The organism is Pseudomonas bubulae (assembly GCF_900618535.1).
Lineage (GTDB): Bacteria > Pseudomonadota > Gammaproteobacteria > Pseudomonadales > Pseudomonadaceae > Aquipseudomonas > Aquipseudomonas bubulae.
In genome coordinates, this window is the sequence record NZ_UYJA01000017.1 from 1 (window position 1) to 1,277 (window position 1,277).

Consider the following 1,277-nt stretch of genomic DNA (forward strand, 5'->3'; position numbering starts at 1 on the left):
TCAAACGAGTGGTCGATTACAACGTTAAAGTGCGCGTCAAAGCGGACAACTCCGGCGTTGACCTCGCCAACGTCAAGATGTCGATGAACCCCTTCTGCGAAATCGCCGTGGAAGAAGCCGTACGCCTGAAAGAGAAAGGCGTTGCGACTGAAATCGTCGTCGTCTCCATCGGCCCGACCACTGCTCAGGAACAGCTGCGTACCGCGCTGGCGCTGGGTGCTGATCGCGCCATTCTGGTCGAGTCCGCCGAAGACCTGACCTCGCTGGCCGTGGCCAAGCTGCTCAAGGCCGTTGTCGACAAGGAACAGCCACAGCTGGTGATCCTGGGCAAACAGGCCATCGACAGCGACAACAACCAGACTGGCCAGATGCTGGCTGCGTTGACCGGTTTCGGTCAGGGCACGTTCGCGTCCAAGGTTGAAGTGGCAGGTGACAAGGTTGCCGTGACCCGTGAAGTAGACGGCGGCGCGCAAACCGTTTCGCTGAGCTTGCCGGCGATCATCACCACCGACCTGCGTTTGAACGAGCCGCGTTATGCGTCCCTGCCAAACATCATGAAAGCCAAGAAAAAGCCGCTTGAAGTACTGACGCCAGACGCGTTGGGTGTTTCGACTGCTTCGACCAACAAAACCCTGAAAGTGGAAGCCCCGGCTGCACGCAGCGCGGGTATCAAGGTCAAGTCGGTGGCTGAACTGGTCGAGAAACTGAAAAACGAAGCGAAGGTAATCTAATCATGACTATCTTGGTAATCGCAGAACACGACGGCAAGGCACTGGCTCCGGCCACGCTGAACACCGTAGCCGCTGCCGCCAAAATCGGTGGCGACATCCACGTTCTGGTTGCAGGCCAGGGCATTGGCGCTGTAGCCGAAGCAGCTGCGCAGATCGCTGGTGTGGCCAAAGTTCTGGTTGCTGATAACGCGGCCTACGCCCATCAGTTGCCTGAAAACGTTGCGCCATTGGTTGCAGAGCTGGGCGCTGGCTACAGCCATATCCTGGCCGCTGCCACCTCCAACGGCAAAAACATCCTGCCGCGCGTTGCTGCGCAACTGGACGTTGATCAGATCTCCGAGATCATTTCGGTGGTTAGCGCCGACACCTTCACTCGTCCGATTTACGCCGGTAACGCCATTGCCACCGTACAGTCCACTGCGCCGGTCAAAGTGATCACCGTACGCGCCACCGGTTTCGACCCGGTTGCTGCGCAAGGTGGTTCGGCAGCGGTTGAAGCGGTTGCAGCGGTTCACGATGCAGGCACTTCGTCGTTTGTTGGCGAAG

Annotated in this window: 1 protein-coding gene and 1 pseudogene; both read left to right on the top strand. The window is 58.7% G+C overall.

Translation table 11 applies throughout. The annotated features are described in order from the left end of the window. The coding region (locus PPTH39_RS23425; protein ID WP_095031338.1) for an electron transfer flavoprotein subunit beta/FixA family protein at nucleotides 1–731 on the top strand (731 nt) is incomplete at its 5' end. 2 nt (nucleotides 732–733) lie between these two features. Beyond that, nucleotides 734–1,277, top strand: a pseudogene (locus tag PPTH39_RS23430) (electron transfer flavoprotein subunit alpha/FixB family protein); the annotation flags it as partial.